The organism is Microseira sp. BLCC-F43, from assembly GCF_041929235.1.
In the GTDB taxonomy this organism is placed as follows: Bacteria; Cyanobacteriota; Cyanobacteriia; order Cyanobacteriales; family Aerosakkonemataceae; genus Microseira.
Window position 1 is genome coordinate 1 of the sequence record NZ_JBHFNP010000333.1, and the last position, 6,224, is coordinate 6,224.

The following is a 6,224-nucleotide window of genomic DNA, read 5'->3' on the forward strand; positions in this document are numbered from 1 at the left end:
CCATCCCCCCTTGATAATGGCAGATCCCCCCCATCCCCCCTTGATAAGGGGGGTGTGCCCCCATCCCCCCTTGATAATGGCAGATCCCCCCCATCCCCCCTTGATAAGGGGGGTGTGCCCCCATCCCCCCTTGATAATGGCAGATCCCCCCCATCCCCCCTTGACAAGGGGGGTTGGGGGGGATCCTGTAGGACTTACGCAAGTCCCCCTTATTAAGGGGGATTTAGGGGGATCAAAAGAAGCGCAACAGCCAAAGAAAAACCGACCAAAATTTATCCTAATTAAAGCATGGGGATATGGTTTCTGGTCTGATATTGACCACGTTATGGGACAATTGCTGGTTGCAGAATTGACGGGTAGAATTCCGATTGTGCATTGGGGTGATAACAGTCTCTACCGAGATGCTGAAGATGAAAATGCTTTTGAAAATTACTTTGAACCTGTTTCAGCTTATCGGATTGATGACTTATTAGGACATTCCTATACGTTTTATCCGCCTAAGTGGACAGAGGATAATCTTAGCTGCAACAATGTGAATAAATGGGAGGGTGCTGGTTCTCGCTTGTCTGCTTCTGCTTTGCTGTCTAGAAATGAAGATGTTGTTGTTAGCGATTTCCACACTTACCTGGATGCGATCGCGCCTGCTATAAATCCCAGTCATCCCCTTTCCGGTCAAGCACCGCCGGATATTTATCGCTATTTGTTCCAAAAATATCTCAAAGTTAGAACCCAAATTAGTCAGGAAATTGAGCAATTTTGGTCAGATTATTTGGCGGGACACAATACCCTTGCCGTCCACGTTCGCGGCAGTGACAAAATTCAGGAAAATCCTAACCTGAAACAAGTTAATCAGAACTGTCATCAAGCGATTAATAACTACCTCCAGCGCGTGCCAGATGCCCTAATATTTCTGCTCACCGATGACGCCTCAGTGCTGGAAGAATATCAACAAATATATGGGGATAGATTGCGATACACAAATGCTTCTCGCACCCGTTCAGAAGTCAGCATTCATCATCAAAACCATGACTGTCGCCAGCAAATTGGCATTGAAATAATCAAAGATACTTATTTGGCAGCTAAATGCGATTATTTTATTGGCAACGGACAATCTAATGTTTCCACTACCATCCTGCATTTGAAAAACTGGTCTGAAGATCGATACTTTCTCTTAGCAGAAAATCGACTGTTTACCCCTCATCCAGAAAAGATTAGTCCAGAAGCGATCGCTTCCTCCCTTGACCAAATTTTTCAGTCAGCAATTAGCCACCATCAAGCGGGTCATCTACAACAAGCTGAGCAAGAATACCAACAAGTACTGCAACAGCAACCCAATCATGCGGATGCTTGGCATTTGCTAGGCGTAATTGCGGCTCAACAGAAACAATATCAGATAGCAATTGAGCGGATTAATCGTGCCATTGAACTGCAACCAGAAACGGCTACCTACTATAGCAATCTCGGAAATGCTTACCAAGAAAGTGGGAAATTATCGGAAGCGATCGCCTACTATCAAAAAGTAATTCAACTGCAACCCAATCATGTCGATACTTATAAAAATATGGGGATTGCCTTTAAAGAACAAGGGCAGCTAGAAGAGGCAATCCAAGCTTACAAACAAGTCCTCCAACTCAAACCTGACTATGCAGATGCCCACTACAACCTAGCAAATACTCTCCAATTGCAAGGCAAGTTAAAAGAAGCAATTCAAGCTTTACAAAAAACCCTACAGCTCGATCCCAATCATCCCCAAGCCTATAATAATCTGGCAGGCGCTCTCCAATCCCAAGGAAAGTTAAAAGAAGCAATCGAATGCTTTCAAAAAGCTTTAGAAATCAAGCCTGATTATGCCATAGCTTACAGCAATATGCTGTTTAGCTTGCATTACAACAGCGACTATGAACCATCGGCGATTTGTGCCGAACACCGGAAATGGAACGCACACCAAGCATCTGCACTGGCAAAAGCTATTCAACCTCACAATAATAATCGCAATCCGGAACGTCGCCTTCGCATTGGCTACGTTTCCGGTGATTTCTTTACCCATTCAGTGGCTTACTTCTTTGAACCTTTATTGACTGCCCACAACCGCAACAATTTCCAGGTTATTTGCTACGCCAACAACTCAAAAATTGATGCCACTACCCAACGTTTGCAGCAACTTGCTGATGGTTGGCGCGAAATTTATGCCCTGGATGACGAGCAAGTAGCCGCACTGGTACGCCAAGATGAAATTGATATTTTGGTTGATTTATCCGGTCATACAAAAGACAATCGGTTGTTAGTATTCGCCCGCAAACCTGCACCTGTACAAGTCACTTATCTTGGCTATCCCAACACTACTGGACTCGACACTATCGATTATCGCATCACAGATGCTTGCGCCGATCCACAGGGAGAAACGGAACACCTGCACGCCGAACAATTGGTGCGTTTACCTCATGGTTTTTTGTGCTATCTGCCTGCTGCCAACTGTCCCGATGTCAGTCCACCACCTGTGTTGAAAAGCAACCAGATTACTTTCGGGTGTTTTAATAACTTAGCCAAGGTCAATCCAAAACTGATTGGTGATTGGGCAGAAATTCTTCAAGCTGTTCCCCATAGTCGCATGATAATTAAATCCAAACCACTGGTTGACCCCGACACTTGTGCATACCTGCATCAACTTTTCCAACAGCACGGAATTGCCAGCGAACGAGTGCAACTTTTAGGTTGGCTTCCTGATAAGAACCAACATCTAACATTGTACGAGCAGGTGGATATTGCTCTCGATACTTTTCCCTATCATGGTACAACTACTACTTGCGAAGCAATGTGGATGGGAGTGCCGGTAATTACTCAAGCTGGTTCAACCCATCTGTCGCGGGTTGGTGTGAGTTTGCTTTCGTCTGTGGGATTGCAAGATTTAATTGCTCAATCTGCTCAAGAGTATATTCACAAAGCGGTTGAGCTTGCCAACGATCGGCAGCGACTGCAACGATTGCGAGCGAACTTGCGCCATTGGATGCAAGCATCACCGCTGACTGATGCAGATGCGATCGCTCACTCCCTCGAAGCAGCTTATCGCACAATGTGGCGACACTGGTGCGAGCAATAATCACGCTTCAAACAATTCCCATACTATCCAAAAACAACCTTTAACCCAAGAGTTAGTAGATAAATTAATTGATAGCGCGTCATGTCTACAGGACTTACGCAAAGAAACAAAGGGCGATCCGAAAAATCGTTGGTTTGGTTTCGAGAGATCGACGGTCTCACCTTTGTTTCTTTTCTCGTCGTGCGTCAGTCCTGGTCTATAAAGATGCAGAGACAATTCCAGATATAGAAATCCCTCGAAAGTTTGCCACAGAAACATGGTTCTCTCCTGACTCAATCGGGTTACATGCTGCTTGGAAATACTTAAGATCAGACCAGCAGGCTTACTTTTTTGAGAAACACCATAAAAATATATTGGCTTATTTTATAAGCAGGTAGGCAGAATTAAACCTAAAACTTGCAGCGGGGATAAAAGAAAGTAGGAAAAGTAGGAAAAGTAGGAAAAGTCAGTATTATTGCGCTCGCTTAAATTGAGAATGTAAATAATTTATAATTTTTCAGATAATTTACGGAAATTTCACAAAATTTTCACAAATGCATGCCAAGATGGTTGCCTGGCTCGAAGGATATCTGCTGAAATATTGGGCAAAAACTGCAAAGCATAAAGTATTAAGCAATACATGTTTAGCGAGCGCAGCTCAAACCACTTGGCGAGAACTATGGCACAAGATATTCACGAACTTTCAATTGTCCTGGCGATTGGGAACCACAACCAGGCAATTTTGACCCTGGACTTTCTTAAAGGCGGCGGTATTGTGCCTGCCGATTGGGAACTTCAAAGGCCCCCTGTTCTTACAGTTGGGTCTGCCCAAGTTATCTTCAAAAACGGCGTCAATATTGTTGCTAGTTCTCAAACGGTCACGTTTTCAGAATCTCTGGATAGGAAGATCCTTGAGGATGTAGAGATTGCCAGAGTTGCCGGGAAATACGTTTCGACGCTGCCCAATCTTGACTACTTGGCTATTGGGATTAATCCCAAGTATTTCGCCACTTTTGAAAACCAACCCGATGGAGCTAGGAAGTTTATTAATGAAACGCTTTTATCTCCAGGAGCTTGGCAAAATATTGGGCCCGCTCCCGTACAGGCTCGCGTCGATCTGATTTATACTCTGGAAGGGCGACAACTGCGATTGCTCGTTGCGGAAGCAGGTTTACAGCTACCAGACAAACAGCAAATTCCTGCGGTCTTGTTTGCGGGCAATTTTAACTACGACCTAGACGGAGAAAGCGGTGAGGCTCGAGTGCGCTCTTTGCATCAACGGCTGGCGAATTGGCAGGCAGATCTGGAAACTTACCGAGACATTGTTAACAACAAATTCTTGGCTAAGAAGCCAGAAAAAGAGAAGGTTTTGTTGATTCGGGATGCATCTTAAGTACCAGTTTTTTCAGAGCAAAGATTCCACAAGGAAAGAAGTTAAGCAATTTAGCGAAGGTTAGACAATTATGGGCAATCCAGCTATCAGTATCCAACAGTGGGAAACCCTGACAAATCAGTGGGCAAATGGACAGGCGAATATGAACCAGTCCACCTATCTGGAGGGTGATGTCGTCCCCTATTGGCTTGAGGGAAGTAATCTCACCGTAGGAACAACCTACGGTGTCCGTATCAACATGAACACTTACCAGAGCAATACGGATGCCGGTGGTTTCCTGTACATGGACACCTATAACGACAGCATCACCAATATCACGCAGAACCCGGACGATGGTACGGGTTCCCCGCTTCCAAGTCTCACCACAGACAGTTCATTCACCACCTTTTCCGATCCGTCCTACTCAAATCCTGGCTTAGTCTTCTACGTCAACAACGCCGACGTCCTTTCTGTTACGTATAGCTTGAGTCCCAATGGTTTGGATCGGTACGCCGATGTCACGTTTAAGGCATTGGCAGCTAATGAAACCGATGGCGAGGCAACCGCAAACATTTACTGGGGGCAAACCCTTGCACTTCCCAACCAGGTTATCACCACTGCCAATTTAACTCCCGGCAGTCTTGGTGCATCAGGCTTCACGGGTGGCAGCTTGCAGACCAAAATAGAAGGAACGGGTGCTGCTGACGCAACTTGGATTACCCCTAGTAACGCCGTGCAACTGATGCCGGGTGTAGTCCAGCAAGGCTCGATTTCGGGCTACAAGTGGGAGGACATCGATCGCGACGAGGTTAAAGACACCAATGAAACTGCGCTCAGCGGATGGACAATCGAGTTATTCAAAGACGATGGTGATAGCGTCTTCGAGCCTGGAACGGGAGATACATTAGTAGGAACCCAAGTCACCGCTAACGGAACTACCGATGCTAATGGAGATGGCTCAATCAATACCGCTGATTTGGGCTTCTACAAGTTTGCCCCTGTACTGCGCGGCACTTATTTTGTCCGTGAAGTACAGCAAGTTGGCTGGACTCAAACATACCCCTCTGGCACTGGTGTCTGGGGGCCGTTAACTATTGACACGTTAAACCCTACCCGTACCAACATCAACTTCGGCAACTTCAACGCTGACCCATCGTTGGATGTGGAAAAATATGTATCCGTCGATGGCGGCGCAACCTTTGTCGATGCCGATACAGTCACAGGACCATTCTTACTCGAAAGCGGTGCTGACCCACAATTCAAGTTTGTGGTCAAGAACACCGGCAACGTGGCTCTGACAAATGTTACCTTAACTGATTCGGACTTCAACCTGCCTCTAACACCCTTCAACTTGGCAGCGAATGATGGTCAAGAAGGTGGGGCTGATGAGTTTACTTACACCTTTACCGGAGCCACTTGGCAAGCAGGTCAGCACACCAATACTGCCACCGCCGCCACGACCTATACTGACGGTGTTGGTAACACCAAGAACCTCAGCGACACCGATGATGCCAACTACTTCGGTGCTAACCCATCTTTGGATGTCGAGAAATTGGTCTCTGTCGATGGCGGCACCACCTTTGTCGATGCCGATAATCCAACCGGGCCATTTGCCCTGTCTGGTACCAACCCACAATTGAACGCACCCCATCCAAATCAAAGATTATGGATGGGGATTCTTGCGCTAAGATAGAACTCCCTTGAGTCTAGTTAGCGTTCCCAGAGTTACTGGCGTCCTCAGTGTGCCGTCAGAGCTTTTGCTGTCGAACACTCTAG

The 6,224-nt window shown here is 46.2% G+C and carries 3 protein-coding genes; all 3 read left to right on the forward strand.

Going from position 1 to position 6,224, the window contains the following annotated elements; translation table 11 throughout:
• Nucleotides 1–325 precede the first annotated feature (325 nt).
• Nucleotides 326–3,097, forward strand: coding sequence for a nodulation protein NodZ (locus tag ACE1CM_RS44145; protein WP_374885777.1), 2,772 nt, complete (start codon nucleotides 326–328; stop codon nucleotides 3,095–3,097).
• Nucleotides 3,098–3,755: 658 nt separating this feature from the next.
• Nucleotides 3,756–4,469, forward strand: a complete 714-nt coding sequence (locus ACE1CM_RS44150) for a hypothetical protein (RefSeq protein WP_374885778.1) — start codon at nucleotides 3,756–3,758, stop codon at nucleotides 4,467–4,469.
• 70 nt (nucleotides 4,470–4,539) lie between these two features.
• Nucleotides 4,540–6,141 carry a hypothetical protein gene (locus ACE1CM_RS44155; RefSeq protein WP_374885779.1) on the forward strand — a complete coding sequence of 534 codons (1,602 nt, stop codon included), beginning with the start codon at nucleotides 4,540–4,542 and terminating at the stop codon, nucleotides 6,139–6,141.
• Nucleotides 6,142–6,224: the final 83 nt, after the last annotated feature.